The sequence below is a fragment of the Cytobacillus oceanisediminis genome (assembly GCF_022811925.1).
Lineage (GTDB): Bacteria > Bacillota > Bacilli > Bacillales > Cytobacillaceae > Cytobacillus > Cytobacillus oceanisediminis_D.
Genome location: NZ_CP065511.1, coordinates 2,115,199 through 2,129,217, shown reverse-complemented (window position 1 = coordinate 2,129,217; position 14,019 = coordinate 2,115,199). Strand labels below are relative to the sequence as shown.

Genomic DNA, 14,019 nt, shown 5'->3' with positions numbered 1-14,019 from the left:
AGAATACGTTAACTATTTCACTATCCCAAGTTTAATTAAGCTTTCGGCGATCTGCACGGAATTCCATGCTGCCCCTTTAAGAAGATTATCAGAAACCACCCACATATGGAAGCCTTTATCCTCATCCAAATCTTTGCGGATACGGCCGACAAACACATCATTTTTACCGACACAATCAGCAGGCATCGGGTAAATCTGGTTATCCGGATCATCCTGCAGGACAACACCTGGTGCATTTTCAAGAAGACTCTTTATTTCATTTGCAGTAACGCTGTCTGTTTCCACTTCAAAATAAAGGGACTCTGAGTGTCCAGTTGCCACTGGGAGACGCACACATGTAGCAGCCACTTGCAAATCGGACATATGCATGATTTTCTTTGTCTCATTGATCATTTTCATTTCTTCAAAAGTGTAGCCATTATCCTGAAACTTATCAATTTGCGGAATCGCATTGAAAGCAATCTGATAGTGTTTTTTATCGCTCTTAACAGGAAGAATTGCAGGCTCATAGTCTTCATTATTTATAATGGCTTTTGTCTGCTCATTCAGCTCTTGAACTGCAGCTGCTCCTGAACCTGAAACAGCCTGGTAAGTAGAAACAATTACTTTTTTCAAACCGTATTTTTCTTTAACCGGCTTTAGCGCAACTACCATTTGAATCGTAGAACAGTTTGGATTGGCGATAATGCCATTATGCGTATGAAGGTCGTCTTCATTTACTTCAGGTACGACAAGAGGCACATTTGGATCCATACGGAATGCACTTGTGTTGTCTACCACAATGGCACCATGTTCAACCGCATGAGGAGCAAGTTCCTGGGATACGCTTCCGCCGGCACTGAATAATGCGATGTCCACGCCTTTAAAGCTCTCTGGCTTTGCTTCCTGAACCGTATACTCCTGGCCCTTGAACGCTACCTTCGAGCCTGCAGAACGGGCTGATGATAAAAGTGTTAATTCAGAGATCGGAAAATCTCTATTTTCAAGTGTTTGGATCATTTGCTGGCCAACTGCACCAGTTGCTCCAACTACCGCGACATGAAATCCTTTTTTCTGTTCCAAATTTCTTTTCCCCTTCCAGTAACATTATATTTTTCTAGCAAAATTAGTTTTAGTGACAAACAATATGCCCAAAATTCAATAGAACGGCAGCCAAAGTCAATTGGCAGCCGTTTTCCTGCCTGATTTTAAAGATGGCAGGCTTCCATTTATATTATCAGCATATTGTCATTACTCCAAGGGGTTAATATTATTTTAAACACAGCTTGGAGGTTGGTTATCGTAATAATCTTTATTCTAACATATTCGCTCACTAAAGGACTAAAATTTTTGCTAGAAAAAATAGGGGGCTAACTTTCGTCTTTATATCTTTCCACTAAAACAGGCTGCAGCTGCTTGCCTTCCATGGCTTGAAGCACTGTGTCAGATAATGCTGTCATTCTTGCCACCATTGAATTTGGCTTCTTCACAGGATCATCCTGGCCATAAGGGATAAAATAAATATTTTTCGTAGCCATTAGTCTCATTAAGTTTACCCCATTTAAACCGAGTGCATCATTTGTGGAGATACCAAGCACAACTGGTTTGCCGTTTCTTAGGGTTGCCTTTGCTGCCATCAGCACGGGCGAATCGGTCATGGCATTGGCAAATTTGCTCATGGTATTTCCAGTAAGCGGGGCAATCACCATACAATCCAGAGGAATCTTAGGTCCAAGCGGCTCCGCTTTCACAATTGAATCGATCACTTTATTGCCAGTCAGATCTTCAATTCTTTGAACCCAGTCTTCCCCTTTCCCGAATCTAGTCTCAGTGCTCTTTACCGTAAAGGTAACGACCGGAAGCACTTCAGCCCCTGCAAGAACAAGCCTTTCTATTTCCGGGAACACTGCATCGTACGTGCAATGTGATCCTGTTAAGCCAAATCCGATTCTTTTTCCTTTCAAACTCATATTGTATTCCCCTTTCTCTTTTGCAAATCTTCCATAATCAATTGAGAAAGAACATTCGCCAAGATTTGCCCGGCTGTTTTCGGAGCAACAATTCCAGGCAGGCCTGGTGCGAGCAGCGCTTTCACTCCCCGTTTTTCCGCGTAGCGGAAGTCGGTTCCTCCGGGCTTTGAAGCCAGGTCAATGATAAGCGTATGTGTAGGCATTTTCGAAATGACGGACGCTGTTACAACTAAATGAGGAGCTGTATTTATGCAAATATCAACATCTTTTACCGCATCCTCAATCTCTTTCAGGTTGAATGGGGTAAGACCCATTTCCGTTATCCGGGCAATGTGTTCACTTTTTCTCGCCCCCACTTTCACTTTTGCACCCAGTGCATGAAAGGTTCTTGCTACACTCATTCCGACTCTGCCAAGGCCGATTACGGCTATATTAGATCCATGAATGGTGAAATCAGTATGCTGGATCGCCATCATGATGGTTCCTTCTACTGTTGGAATTGAATTGTAAATAGCAACATCATCCCGTTCAAATAATTGAACAAGACGGCGGTCTGCCGATTTAGTAACTCCTGTTAAATACGAATTGGTTATGCCGGAATAAACTGTACAGTGTGCTGGAGTCTGCGAAAGAATTTCCTCTTCAAAAGTCACTTTTTCATTGGAGAAAATCGTTTCGATCTGACCCTCCAGACCCGTGCCGGGAACAGGCAGGATAATCCCGTCTATATTGGAAAAATCCACTTCATCTATTTTTTCTTTTACCGCACCAGAGAACGCATGATCCAGCTGCTCAAATCCAATTAATGAGAGCTTTGCATCAAGCTCAGTCAGTTTCCGGATGATTTCCAGCTGCCGTGCATCACCGCCGATGACTGCTATTTGGGTTCCTGTCAGCATGCAACACTCACCTTCTTTTTTCTTTCTTTTTAGAAAGCATTTATTTTTGAAGCCAATGACCGCATGACTCCTGGTAAAAAATCCTCGCACCGGCAACGCCACTATACAATAGCTGCGGCACGAGACAGCAATTGCACAAGCAGATCTATCTTAAACGAAATGTGGCGTTATTTTTTGGCCGGCAATTCATCTAATAACCATAAGGGAATTGTTGTATTGAACTACTTCAACATCTTATGTGTGAACGGGGCAATAGGTGAGTTTTCCACTAAAAAGAAAATGGGTCAGCGATGGAAGGGGATTTTTGAAGATATTAAGGAGATTGCCTAAAAACAGCCAAAAACAAAAAGGACCTAATCGGCCCTTCTTTCAAGACTATTCCTGCTGATCAGCATTTTCCGGAATATCAATAATGATCATGTCATTGCCAATTTTCCTTATATGCTGCCATGAAACCCGGATTTCGTCTCCTTGGCGCTTGAAGCCGAACCACTTTAATGAAGGGATGAGCAATGCCTGGATCTGTCCATTTTTTTCATTTATTTCAAGATCTGTCTGCCCAAGTACCCCCAGCCGTTCCGCACGCTTCACATCCACGATTTCCTTTCCGCTCAGCTCACTTAATCTCATCATCTGCCCTCCTCTTTTCTCTTTCTCTATATTTTTATCGTTCAGCGAGAAGTTTTAGAAGTCCAAGACAAAAGAAAACAGCCTGCAGGAATACAGGCTGTTTCTAGTATGCTGTTCACCGCTTTTGCAATAGGGCCACAACAAATATATTAAAGGTTTTTTGGAAGTTCTCCATCCGGGCTGATTAAAGCAACAGAGTATTGATCTGTGAAAATGGAATTCGCCATGTCATTCACGCCCTGCATGGAAACTGCATCGATTTCCTCTACAATTTCATCCATAGAACGATGGCGGCCCAGAAGCAGTTCGTTTTTGCCATTACGGCTCATCCTGCTGTTTGTGCTTTCAAGGCTAAGCATCAAGCTTCCTTTGAGCTGTTCCTTACTGTTATTCAGCTCTTTATCTGTAATGCCTTCTTTTTTAAGAGTGGCAAGGGTTTCCTGAATCGTATCAAACAGTACGTCCAGCTGTTTAGCGCCTGTTCCGCCGTAAAGCGTCACTATTCCGCTATCCTGGAAGGCAGAATGATAAGAGAAAACAGAATATGCCAATCCTTTTTGTTCCCTGACATCCTGGAATAAGCGGCTGCTCATGCTTCCACCCAATATATTATTTAAAACAATCAGATTGTATATATCCTCATGCCCTACCTGCAGCCCCTCGAACCCTAAGCAAAGATGTGCCTGCTCGGTATCCTTTTTACGGGCAAGATGGTTTGAATGGAATTCAGGCTTCTGCTCAGAGCGTTCTCTCTTTCCGCCTTCATAGGATCCAAAGTATTTTTCTACTTCCTTGATGAAAGACTCCTCGATATTTCCGGCAATGGAGATTACGACATTTTCAGGTGTGTATGTTTCATGCATATACTGTTTTAATGTTTCACCATTGAACGTGGCCAGAGTTCCTTCTGTGCCAAGGATCGGATAGCCAAGAGAGTGGTTCTCATAGATTGCTTTGCTCAAAAGGTCATGTACGATATCATCAGGCGTGTCTTCATACATTTTGATTTCTTCGTAAACAACATTCTTTTCTTTGTTCAGTTCTTCATCCACAAAGGTGGAGTTAAAAAACATATCAGAAAGCACTTCAAGAGCAAAGTCAGAATGGGTATCCAGCACTTTTGCGTAGTAACATGTATATTCTTTTGAAGTGAAGGCGTTCACCTGGCCGCCAATGCTATCAAAGCTCTCGGCAATTTCCCGGGCTGATCTTGTTTTCGTTCCCTTAAAAAACATGTGCTCGAGGAAATGAGAGATTCCATTATTTTCGGGAATCTCGTTTCGTGAACCTGTTCCGATCCATACTCCGATCGCAACTGAACGGACGGTTGGAATGTTTTCTAGTACGACTCTTACTCCGTTTTGGCATGTATATTTCTTGATCAAATAAATTCCTCCTGTTCTGAAACCCAAAGACATATGCTTCCATTAGTTTATATTATTATTGTTATTTTTTCCAAAATCCTGATTATTATTTTCCCGATTCTGAATTCTCTTCTCGCTTAACAATTCAGATACTGTTCCAATCTGCAGGTTCTTCTGCTTAAGCCCCGTTATAAGTCTATCGAGTGATTTTTCGGTGGAGTCAGTAGGGTGCATCAGAATCAGTGCTCCATTATGGACCTTTGATAACACCCTATTTATCAGCACATCAGGGGGTGGCTTTTTCCAATCCACTGTATCAACAGTCCACATAACGGTGCCGAGATTCTTCTCAGCAGCAATCTTCACTGTTTCATCCCTATAGCTGCCGCTTGGAGGAGCAAACCATGTAATTGGCTTATTCAGCTTTTCATCCATCGTGGCTTCAATCACATCATTTGTCTTTTGGATTTCTTCCCTTGTCTTAGCCGAAGAAATCACTTTCATATCCGGATGAGTGTACGAATGGTTGCCCACTTCATGTCCTGCATCCATAATCATTCTGGCAAGTTCCGGATTATTCTTTACCCATCTTCCTTCAAGAAAAAAACTTGCTGACACATTATGTTCCTTTAAAGTGGCCAGCATACCTGACAAATATTCATTTCCCCAAGCCACATTAATAATGAAACTGACCATCGGTTTATCGGGATGGCCTTTATATACAGGTGACGGAGGAAGGTCCTTTAACTTCACCTTCGGTTGAATTTGTTTAAATACAAGCTTATCTTCAATGAACTCTTTCTCTGATTTCATCTTTTTATAAGATGCCTCAACATCTATTTCAATTCCGTTAAGCCCTGGAATGGCTTTCCATACAGGGTCTATTTTTGCATCCTGTGCAGGAATGCTGTATTCCTCTTTTCTTGCTGCAATCTCTTCATAAAGTGAATCCTTAGCCTTGGAAACAGTTACGGCTCCCGTCTCCTGTTTGAGGCCTGATACATACTGATCAGTAAAAGGATTATTGATAAAAGCAAGTGCTATAACAAACATGATAGCAATATGGATAAACTTTCTCATTCTTCATGCCTCCTTCAATTCATAGTATGATTCAAAGGGACAAGGTAGAACGGAAGCATATTACAAAGGTATGCAGTATAGGGCAAACGCCCATGGATATTCGTGTATGTAAAAAGCCAGGGTTTCCCCTGGCTTTTAGGAAATTTCGCCCCGCAAAATGCTTCTCTCCTAAATAGAGGTTAGTATTATTGCTGTGCTTTTTCCTTTTGCTCACGCTGTTCACGCAATACGGCTTTGCGGGAAAGGTTTACGCGGCCTTGCTTATCAATTTCAGTAACTTTTACTAGAAGTTCGTCACCGATGGATACAACATCTTCCACTTTTCCTACACGCTCTTCAGCAAGTTCAGAAATATGAACCAATCCATCTTTACCGGAGAAGATTTCAACAAATGCACCGAATTTCTCAATTCGTTTCACCTTGCCAAGATACATTTGTCCAACTTCCACTTCACGTACGATATCTTCAATAATCTTCTTCGCTTTTTGATTCATCTCTTCATCTACAGATGAGATGAATACTGTTCCATCTTGTTCGATATCAATCTTAACGCCTGTTTCTTCAATAATCTTATTGATCTGCTTTCCGCTTGGCCCAATAACATCGCGGATTTTATCAGGGTTGATTGACATCATCAGAATCTTAGGAGCATATTCAGACAGCTCTTTTCTTGGCTGCCCAATAGTGCTCAGCATGGAATCAAGTATCTGTATGCGGCCTTTTTTCGCCTGCTGCAATGCTTCCTCAAGAATCTCACGTGACAAGCCTTCAATTTTGATATCCATTTGGAGGGCAGTAACACCCTTGGAAGTACCCGCCACTTTGAAGTCCATGTCGCCAAGGTGGTCTTCCATACCCTGAATGTCAGTCAGAATTGAATAATGCTCGCCTGATTTAATAAGACCCATTGCTATACCGGCAACTGGCGCTTTAATAGGCACACCGGCATCCATCATAGCCAATGTACTTGCACAAATACTTGCCTGTGATGTTGAACCATTGGATTCCAATACCTCAGATACAAGACGGATCGTATAAGGGAAATCCTTTTCAGAAGGAATAATCGGCTCAAGAGCACGTTCTCCAAGAGCTCCATGCCCGATTTCGCGGCGTCCTGGCCCTCTGATTGGCCCAGTTTCACCTACACTGAAGTTAGGGAAGTTGTAGTGGTGCATGAATCTCTTTTCTTCTTCAATTCCCAGCCCATCAAGAATCTGTACGTCGCCAAGAGCTCCTAAGGTACAAATGCTCAGAGCCTGAGTTTGTCCGCGTGTAAATAAACCGGAACCATGTGTGCGCGGAAGAAGGCCTACCTCTGATGATAGCGGGCGGATAACATCCAGTCCACGTCCATCCGGGCGAACTTTATCTTCTGTGATTAGACGTCGCACTTCAGCTTTAACAATTTTATCAAGGATCTGCCTGATTTGCTTCAGCTTGTCTTCGTCTGCTTCTTCACCTACATATTTAGCTGTAATTTCTTCTTTAACTGCTTTAATGGCAGCTTCACGGGCATGCTTCTCCTGCACCTGGATTGCTTGAATCATATCTTTCTCACAGATGCCGCGAACTTCAGCCTCAAGGTCCTGGTCAACCTGGTATAAAACAACTTCCATTTTTTCTTTGCCGATTTCAGATGCAATTGCTTCCTGGAAAGCAATAAGGCGTTTAATTTCCTCATGGCCAAACATAATCGCTTCAAGCATTGTTTCTTCAGGCACTTCATCTGCACCTGCTTCTACCATGTTAATCGCATCTTTTGTACCGGCTACAACAAGGCTGATATCGCTCTTTTCAGCCTGGTCCACAGATGGATTAATGATGAATTCTCCACCGATGCGCCCTACGCTGACCCCTGCAATCGGTCCGCCAAATGGAATATCCGACACAGAAAGGGCTAATGATGAACCAAACATTGCAGCCATTTCAGATGAGCAGTTTTGATCCACACTCATCACCATGCTTACAACCTGTACATCATTTCTGAAACCGTCAGCGAATAATGGACGGATTGGCCTGTCAATCAATCGGCTGGCCAAAATCGCTTTTTCACTTGGACGGCCCTCTCTCTTAATAAAACCGCCCGGAATCTTACCAACAGCATATAAACGTTCTTCATAGTTAACTGTCAGCGGAAAGAAATCCAGATTTTTCGGTTCTTTTGATGCTGTAGCAGTACTTAATACTACAGTATCGCCATAGCGCACTAAAACCGCACCGTTAGCCTGTTTAGCCAGCTGGCCAATCTCAACGGTCAATTTGCGCCCAGCCCACTCAAGGCTGTAGACATGTTTATCTTGTCCCATATTTGTACCCCTCTCTGCTTTCACTTAAGGACAGGCGTTAATTCTGCCTGGTCCGTTCAATTGTTATTTAACCTGCATAAGCTGCAGATAATCCTGCCATGGCAGCAGCAGAGGCTTATGAGCTCTGCATTGCCAGCAGTCCAGTTTTATATAAAAGCATGAAATGCTCTTTAATCATAATAAAATTAGGCATCTTATAGTATGCTCAATTTTTCCGTTTGCTAAAATAAGAATAACTTATGTATGTACATGATTAGGAACAAAATTCAAGTTTTTAAAGCTAATAAAAAAGCGGGAAAAAATCCCGCTTCTGTTGATTATCGACGTAAGCCAAGCTTATTGATTAACTCACGGTAACGAGCAACGTCTTTGTTGCGAAGGTAAGTTAATAGGTTACGGCGCTTACCAACCATTTTCAAAAGACCGCGACGTGAATGGTGGTCTTTCTTGTGAGTACGTAAATGGTCGTTCAAATTGTTGATTTCTTCAGTAAGGACAGCGATTTGAACTTCTGGAGATCCAGTGTCGCTTTCATGAGTTTTGAACTCATTGATTAGCTCATTTTTACGTTCTTTAGTGATTGCCATCCGGTTCACCTCCTAAATTTTCAATCCCCTGTTACTGAGCAAGCGTCGGTGACTCGACTTGCCAAGCAAAGGTTCATTTGGTACGTTACTTAGAATACAACTTTTTATGACAAAAAGCAAGGCTAAACCCTGTTTTTCTCAAAATATTGCTCAGTCTGCTGTTTATCCTTCGCAATTTGGGCGATTAATTCCTGAACGCCAGCAAACTTCCTTTCGCTTCTAAGATGTTTATGCCATTCAACAGTAACTTTCCTGCCATAAATATCTGAAGAGAAATCAAAAATATGGACTTCAACAGACGGCCTGTCCCCTTTTTCCTTATTAAAGGTAGGTTTGTAGCCAACATTGCAGACACCTTCATACCAGCTTCCATCTACTGAGAATCTCACAGCATATACACCGGGCGGAGGAATGATGCAGTCATCAGAAACATCCACGTTCGCCGTAGGAAAGCCGATTGTACGGCCTCTCTTATCGCCATGGATAACGATTCCTGATGTTTTATAATATCTTCCTAAAAGGTCGGGAAGCTCAGCTGTTTTCCCTTCCCGGATGTATTTCCTTATTAGCGTAGAGCTGATTTTTTCATCTTCTTTTGCAAGCTTTGCAACCACCGAATATTCAAATTGATCCCTCGAATGGAACAACAGTGTTTCCATTGTGCCGCGCCCCATCCGCCCATAAGAATAATCAAAGCCTGCTACGACATACTTTGCATTAAGACCAATCAGGTATTGATCAACAAACTCCTGTGGCAGAAGATTTGCAAATTCCCTTGTAAAATTGATGATAATCAAATAATCTATGCCCAGATCAGCCATGATAGCAATTTTATCCTCAAGAGGCGTAATATACTCCACATGCTGAACGCTTTTCCCCAAAACAACCGATGGATGCGGGTCAAATGTCATAACAGCACTTTTTAATCCTTTTTGTTCAGCTAAAGATTTTGCTTCACGGATGACTTTCTGATGACCCAAATGAACACCATCAAAATATCCAAGTGCTATTGCCATTTCAGGCATGTCGGTTCTATCCAATCGGTGGGGATGATGTATATGAATAACTTCCATATTATTAATTCACCTTTTCTCTACAGAGCCTGGACCTATAAAAATGCACAGCTTTCTAACGAGTGCTTATTGATCATTCCTTAACACCTTTACTGGCTTCATTAACCCAGGTTTGCGGGGGTGATGCTCATAAATCGCCAGAACAAGGCCTTCCTTTGCTTCCAATGCGATTGGGCCCTTGGTGTCGAGTAAATGATCAGGGATAGTTAATACAGCCCCATTTTTTACTTTCTCTGCTACTTTATCACTTATTTGAAATTTCGGCAAATGAGAAAGCGCAGCTTCCATAGGTCGAAGAACCTCGGCCATTGTCCCCTTCTCTACTCTGTCTTCTATTTCTTCAAAAGTCAGACAGTCATCAAGTGTCAATGAGGCAGACTGGATTCTAACCAGCTCGGACATATGGGCTGGGTATCCCAGTTCACTCCCAATCATGACAGCAAGCGTACGGATATATGTTCCTTTGCTGCAGGCTACACGGAAACGAAGGGTAATATTCTCACCCTCAAACATTTCTCTGTCATCGAGCAGTTCGATAGAGTAAATAGTAACTTTCCTGGACGGCCGTTCCACTTCTATTCCCTGTCTTGCATATTCATAGAGGCGTTTCCCATTCACTTTTACTGCTGAATACATAGGAGGTGTCTGCGTAATTTCCCCGGTGAGGCTTTTAAGAACTTCCATTATCTGATTTCTGGAAATAGGTGCTGCAACATCTTTTCTCTCCACGACTTCTCCGGAGGCATCTTCTGTTGTCGTAGAAAAGCCTATTTTGACTTCTCCCTCATAAGACTTTCCTGCATCTGTTATGTATTCAGCCACCTTTGTTGCTCTCCCGAGACAGATTGGGAGTACCCCAGTTACGTCAGGATCAAGTGTGCCGGTATGGCCGATTTTTTTCATACGCAAAATCTTCCGCAGCCTGAAGACACAATCATGGGATGTCATTCCTTTTGGTTTAAAAAGCGGTAAAATTCCTTCCATATTAAGTACCACCTTGTCTTTGTGATTAGAAAAGCGCAAGCGCCTTGCCCACCCCCGACAAGCACAAGACGAGCCTCCCGGAAAGGCGTTCTTTGCCTTTTTGGGAGGATTGGCTTGTGACCTCGAGGGGGTAGGCGCTGGAGCTAGACAGTTATCGACGTTCAAATTTAAACTTTCTTGTCTAATTAGAAAAAAATGGATAGACAAAATGTCTATCCATTCCATTATTCTTCTTCTTTGGAGCGTTCCTCATCTTTGGAACGGCCTTCGTCCTGAATTTGATGGAGCAATGATTCTATACGGTTTCCGTAGTCAATTGATTCATCAAATTCGAATAGAATTTCCGGTGTTTTTCTCAGCCGGATTCTCTGGCCAATTTCAGATCGGATAAAGCCTTTTGCTTTAGCCAGCCCGCGAAGCGTATTTTCCCTCTGTTCCTCATCACCCAGAACAGAGATAAATACGGTTGCCTGCTGGAGATCCCCGGTAACTTGAACATCGGTGACTGTTACAAATCCAACCCGCGGGTCCTTTATTTTCCGGCCGATGATTTCGCCCAGTTCTTTTTTCATTTGTTCTCCAACTCGATTTGCTCTAAGGCTCATTCTATATCACCTCTTCTTAAAGCCACTCTAAATCTGTAATTGTCCGTTCAATTTCCGGGAACGAATCAATCATCTTCAGCGCATTTTGCAGCTCGTGTTCCGTTGAAACCTGGGTGGACGAAACGGCCACAATGGCAATTTTTGTCCTCTGCCATAGGTCCTGATAGTCCACCTCAGATACAGATACATTGTATCTTTGCTTCAGCCGGGTTAAAATCCGCTGCAAAACAGCCCGTTTTTCTTTCAAAGAATGTGTGTCATAAATGATACATTCACAGGCTGCAAGCCCAATTATCATTAACGTTCCACTTCTTCCATAATATATGCTTCGATAACGTCGCCTTCTTTAACGTCATTGAAGTTTTTGATGGTAATACCGCACTCATAGCCTTGGGCTACTTCTTTAGCGTCATCTTTGAATCGCTTAAGAGCGTCAACTTCCCCTTCAAAAATAACAACTCCATCGCGGATTAAGCGAACACCGCTGTCACGAGTGATTTTTCCGTCTGTGACATACGAACCTGCAATTGTACCGATTTTGGAAACTTTGAACGTCTGGCGTACTTCAGCCTGGCCGATAATTTTTTCTTCGAACTCAGGATCAAGCATACCCTGCATCGCCAATTCAATTTCCTCGATTACTTTGTAGATGATGCGGTGCAAGCGGATGTCAACATTTTCTGCATCTGCTGCACGTTTCGCATTATTGTCAGGACGGACATTGAATCCGATAACAATAGCATTGAAAGCTGCAGCTAAAGTGATGTCAGACTCGTTAATGGCACCGACACCTGTATGAAGGATACGAACATTAACACCTTCTACATCAATTTTATGAAGGGCAGCAGTTAATGCTTCCGCTGAACCTTGAACGTCCGCTTTAACAACGATGTTTAAGTCTTTCATTTCCCCTTGTTTCATATGTTCAAACAAGTTATCCAGACTTACTCTTGTCTTTTCGTTTCTTTGGGCCTGCAATGCCTGCTGGGCACGAGCTTCACCAATCTGGCGGGCTGTCTTTTCATCATCAAGGACAGCGAAGCGGTCACCGGCTTGAGGAACATCGTTAAGACCTGTAATTTCAACAGGTGTTGAAGGTCCGGCAGTTTTCACACGGCGGCCAAGATCATTAACCATTGCACGGACACGTCCAAATGAGTTACCGACAACGATTGGATCTCCTACCTTCAATGTACCGTTTTGCACAAGGAGGGTCGCAACTGAACCGCGTCCTTTGTCAAGCTGTGCTTCGATAACTGTACCAACGGCATTGCGGTCGGGATTTGCTTTGTATTCTTCCACTTCACCTACAAGAAGAATCATTTCAAGCAGTTCATCAATTCCATCGCCTTTAATAGCTGAGATTGGAACAAAGATTGTGTCTCCGCCCCATGCCTCTGGAACTAGGCCATGTTCAGTCAATTCCTGCATAACACGGTCAGGATTTGCTGCTTCCTTATCCATTTTGTTAACAGCCACAATGATTGGCACTTCTGCTGCTTTTGCATGGTTGATTGCTTCAACCGTTTGCGGCATAACACCGTCATCTGCTGCAACAACGAGAATTGTAATATCGGTAATCTTCGCACCGCGGGCACGCATCGTCGTGAACGCAGCGTGTCCAGGAGTATCAAGGAAAGTAATCTTTTTGCCGTTTTCTTCAACTTGATAAGCTCCGATATGCTGAGTGATTCCGCCTGCTTCTCCTGCTGTTACTTTCGTGTTGCGGATGGAGTCAAGCAATGTTGTTTTACCATGGTCAACGTGTCCCATGATGGTTACAACAGATGGACGTTCCACTAGTTCAGCATTTTCATCTTCTGTGAAGTATACTTCAAGATCAGTTGTATCAACCAGTATCTCTTCTTCTACTTCTACACCGTATTCACCTGCAATCAGCTCAATGGCATCTTTGTCAAGATCCTGGTTAATGGTTGCCATAACACCAAGCATGAATAGCTTTTTAATGATTTCAGAAGGTTCGCGGTGCAGCTTCTTTGCCAGTTCCGCTACAGTCAGTGATTCGCTGAAAGTAATTTTTGAAGGAAGCTCCTTCACCTTTTTAGGAGCTGGGGCCACATGAGTCTGCTGCTGCTGTTTGCCTTTGTTGTTTTTATTCTTATTGTTGTTTCGGTTATTGTTTCGGTTGTTGTTATTATTGTTTCTATTGTTGCTATTGCCCCGGTTATTTCCGGAGAAGCTTTTGCCGGACTGGCTGCCCTGTCCCTGGTTTCTGTTTTCACCTGGTTTATTCTGAGGCTTGCTTTTAGCAGCTGTAGTGTTGGCAGCACTATTATTTGAAGCCGGTTTTTGATTTCCTTGCGGTTTTTGCTGGTTTTGAGGTTTGCTCTGCTTTTGTGACTGGCTGTCATTCTTGATAAAGATGCCGTCAAGTTTCTGGACTGCAGCCGGCTCAATCGTAGTCATATGATTGGAAACCTCAATATTCATGTCTTTTAATTTTGTAATAACATCCTTGCTTGAAATGTTATGTTTTTTCGCATATTCATATACGCGCATTTTACTCATACTTTCACCCCCG

General features: G+C 42.8%; 13 protein-coding genes. All 13 read right to left on the bottom strand.

The genetic code is table 11. The annotated features are described in order from the left end of the window. Nucleotides 1–12 precede the first annotated feature (12 nt). Nucleotides 13–1,062 carry an aspartate-semialdehyde dehydrogenase gene (gene asd / locus IRB79_RS10910; RefSeq protein ID WP_243508448.1) on the bottom strand — a complete coding sequence of 350 codons (1,050 nt, stop codon included), beginning with the start codon at nucleotides 1,060–1,062 and terminating at the stop codon, nucleotides 13–15. 287 nt (nucleotides 1,063–1,349) lie between these two features. Further along, entirely contained in the window at nucleotides 1,350–1,949 is a 600-nt protein-coding gene (dpaB, locus tag IRB79_RS10905) for a dipicolinate synthase subunit B (RefSeq protein ID WP_243508447.1), read from the bottom strand. Beyond that, nucleotides 1,946–2,848, bottom strand: coding sequence for a dipicolinic acid synthetase subunit A (dpaA, locus tag IRB79_RS10900; protein WP_221877847.1), 903 nt, complete (start codon nucleotides 2,846–2,848; stop codon nucleotides 1,946–1,948). Before dpaA ends, dpaB begins: the two co-directional genes overlap by 4 nt. Before the next feature lie 375 nt (nucleotides 2,849–3,223). Then, nucleotides 3,224–3,478: a YlmC/YmxH family sporulation protein gene (locus IRB79_RS10895; protein WP_243509346.1), complete on the bottom strand. Its 255-nt coding sequence runs from the start codon at nucleotides 3,476–3,478 to the stop codon at nucleotides 3,224–3,226. A 149-nt stretch (nucleotides 3,479–3,627) separates the two neighbouring features. Continuing rightward, nucleotides 3,628–4,863, bottom strand: a complete 1,236-nt coding sequence (locus tag IRB79_RS10890) for a M16 family metallopeptidase (RefSeq protein WP_243508446.1) — start codon at nucleotides 4,861–4,863, stop codon at nucleotides 3,628–3,630. A gap of 42 nt (nucleotides 4,864–4,905) precedes the next feature. Further along, nucleotides 4,906–5,922, bottom strand: coding sequence for a polysaccharide deacetylase family protein (locus IRB79_RS10885; protein ID WP_243508445.1), 1,017 nt, complete (start codon nucleotides 5,920–5,922; stop codon nucleotides 4,906–4,908). A gap of 185 nt (nucleotides 5,923–6,107) precedes the next feature. Beyond that, entirely contained in the window at nucleotides 6,108–8,228 is a 2,121-nt protein-coding gene (gene pnp, locus IRB79_RS10880; protein ID WP_243508444.1) for a polyribonucleotide nucleotidyltransferase, read from the bottom strand. 317 nt (nucleotides 8,229–8,545) lie between these two features. Then, nucleotides 8,546–8,815 carry a 30S ribosomal protein S15 gene (gene rpsO, locus IRB79_RS10875; protein WP_009330698.1) on the bottom strand — a complete coding sequence of 90 codons (270 nt, stop codon included), beginning with the start codon at nucleotides 8,813–8,815 and terminating at the stop codon, nucleotides 8,546–8,548. Nucleotides 8,816–8,937: 122 nt separating this feature from the next. Beyond that, nucleotides 8,938–9,888 carry a bifunctional riboflavin kinase/FAD synthetase gene (gene ribF / locus IRB79_RS10870; protein WP_243508443.1) on the bottom strand — a complete coding sequence of 317 codons (951 nt, stop codon included), beginning with the start codon at nucleotides 9,886–9,888 and terminating at the stop codon, nucleotides 8,938–8,940. 66 nt (nucleotides 9,889–9,954) lie between these two features. Beyond that, a complete protein-coding gene (truB, locus tag IRB79_RS10865) occupies nucleotides 9,955–10,872 on the bottom strand; it encodes a tRNA pseudouridine(55) synthase TruB (protein WP_243508442.1) in 918 nt (305 codons plus the stop codon). 224 nt (nucleotides 10,873–11,096) lie between these two features. After that, nucleotides 11,097–11,477 (bottom strand): 30S ribosome-binding factor RbfA, encoded by a 381-nt coding sequence (rbfA, locus tag IRB79_RS10860; protein ID WP_221877841.1) that lies wholly within the window; start codon nucleotides 11,475–11,477, stop codon nucleotides 11,097–11,099. A 16-nt stretch (nucleotides 11,478–11,493) separates the two neighbouring features. Next, complete coding sequence (locus IRB79_RS10855) at nucleotides 11,494–11,775, bottom strand: DUF503 domain-containing protein (RefSeq protein WP_009330702.1); 282 nt, start codon at nucleotides 11,773–11,775, stop codon at nucleotides 11,494–11,496. Then, nucleotides 11,775–14,006: a translation initiation factor IF-2 gene (gene infB / locus IRB79_RS10850; protein ID WP_243508441.1), complete on the bottom strand. Its 2,232-nt coding sequence runs from the start codon at nucleotides 14,004–14,006 to the stop codon at nucleotides 11,775–11,777. The genes IRB79_RS10855 and infB overlap by 1 nt, the downstream gene beginning before the upstream one ends. Between the last annotated feature and the right edge of the window lie 13 nt (nucleotides 14,007–14,019).

Coding starts and splice junctions, on each gene's coding strand:
- rbfA (WP_221877841.1), bottom strand. CDS start 11,477: ATGAGCCTTAGAGCAAATCGAGTTGGAGAACAAATGAAAAAAGAACTG.
- pnp (WP_243508444.1), bottom strand. CDS start 8,228: ATGGGACAAGATAAACATGTCTACAGCCTTGAGTGGGCTGGGCGCAAA.
- IRB79_RS10885 (WP_243508445.1), bottom strand. CDS start 5,922: ATGAGAAAGTTTATCCATATTGCTATCATGTTTGTTATAGCACTTGCT.
- IRB79_RS10855 (WP_009330702.1), bottom strand. CDS start 11,775: ATGATAATTGGGCTTGCAGCCTGTGAATGTATCATTTATGACACACAT.
- ribF (WP_243508443.1), bottom strand. CDS start 9,888: ATGGAAGTTATTCATATACATCATCCCCACCGATTGGATAGAACCGAC.
- dpaB (WP_243508447.1), bottom strand. CDS start 1,949: ATGAGTTTGAAAGGAAAAAGAATCGGATTTGGCTTAACAGGATCACAT.
- infB (WP_243508441.1), bottom strand. CDS start 14,006: ATGAGTAAAATGCGCGTATATGAATATGCGAAAAAACATAACATTTCA.
- dpaA (WP_221877847.1), bottom strand. CDS start 2,848: ATGCTGACAGGAACCCAAATAGCAGTCATCGGCGGTGATGCACGGCAG.
- rpsO (WP_009330698.1), bottom strand. CDS start 8,815: ATGGCAATCACTAAAGAACGTAAAAATGAGCTAATCAATGAGTTCAAA.
- IRB79_RS10895 (WP_243509346.1), bottom strand. CDS start 3,478: ATGAGATTAAGTGAGCTGAGCGGAAAGGAAATCGTGGATGTGAAGCGT.
- truB (WP_243508442.1), bottom strand. CDS start 10,872: ATGGAAGGAATTTTACCGCTTTTTAAACCAAAAGGAATGACATCCCAT.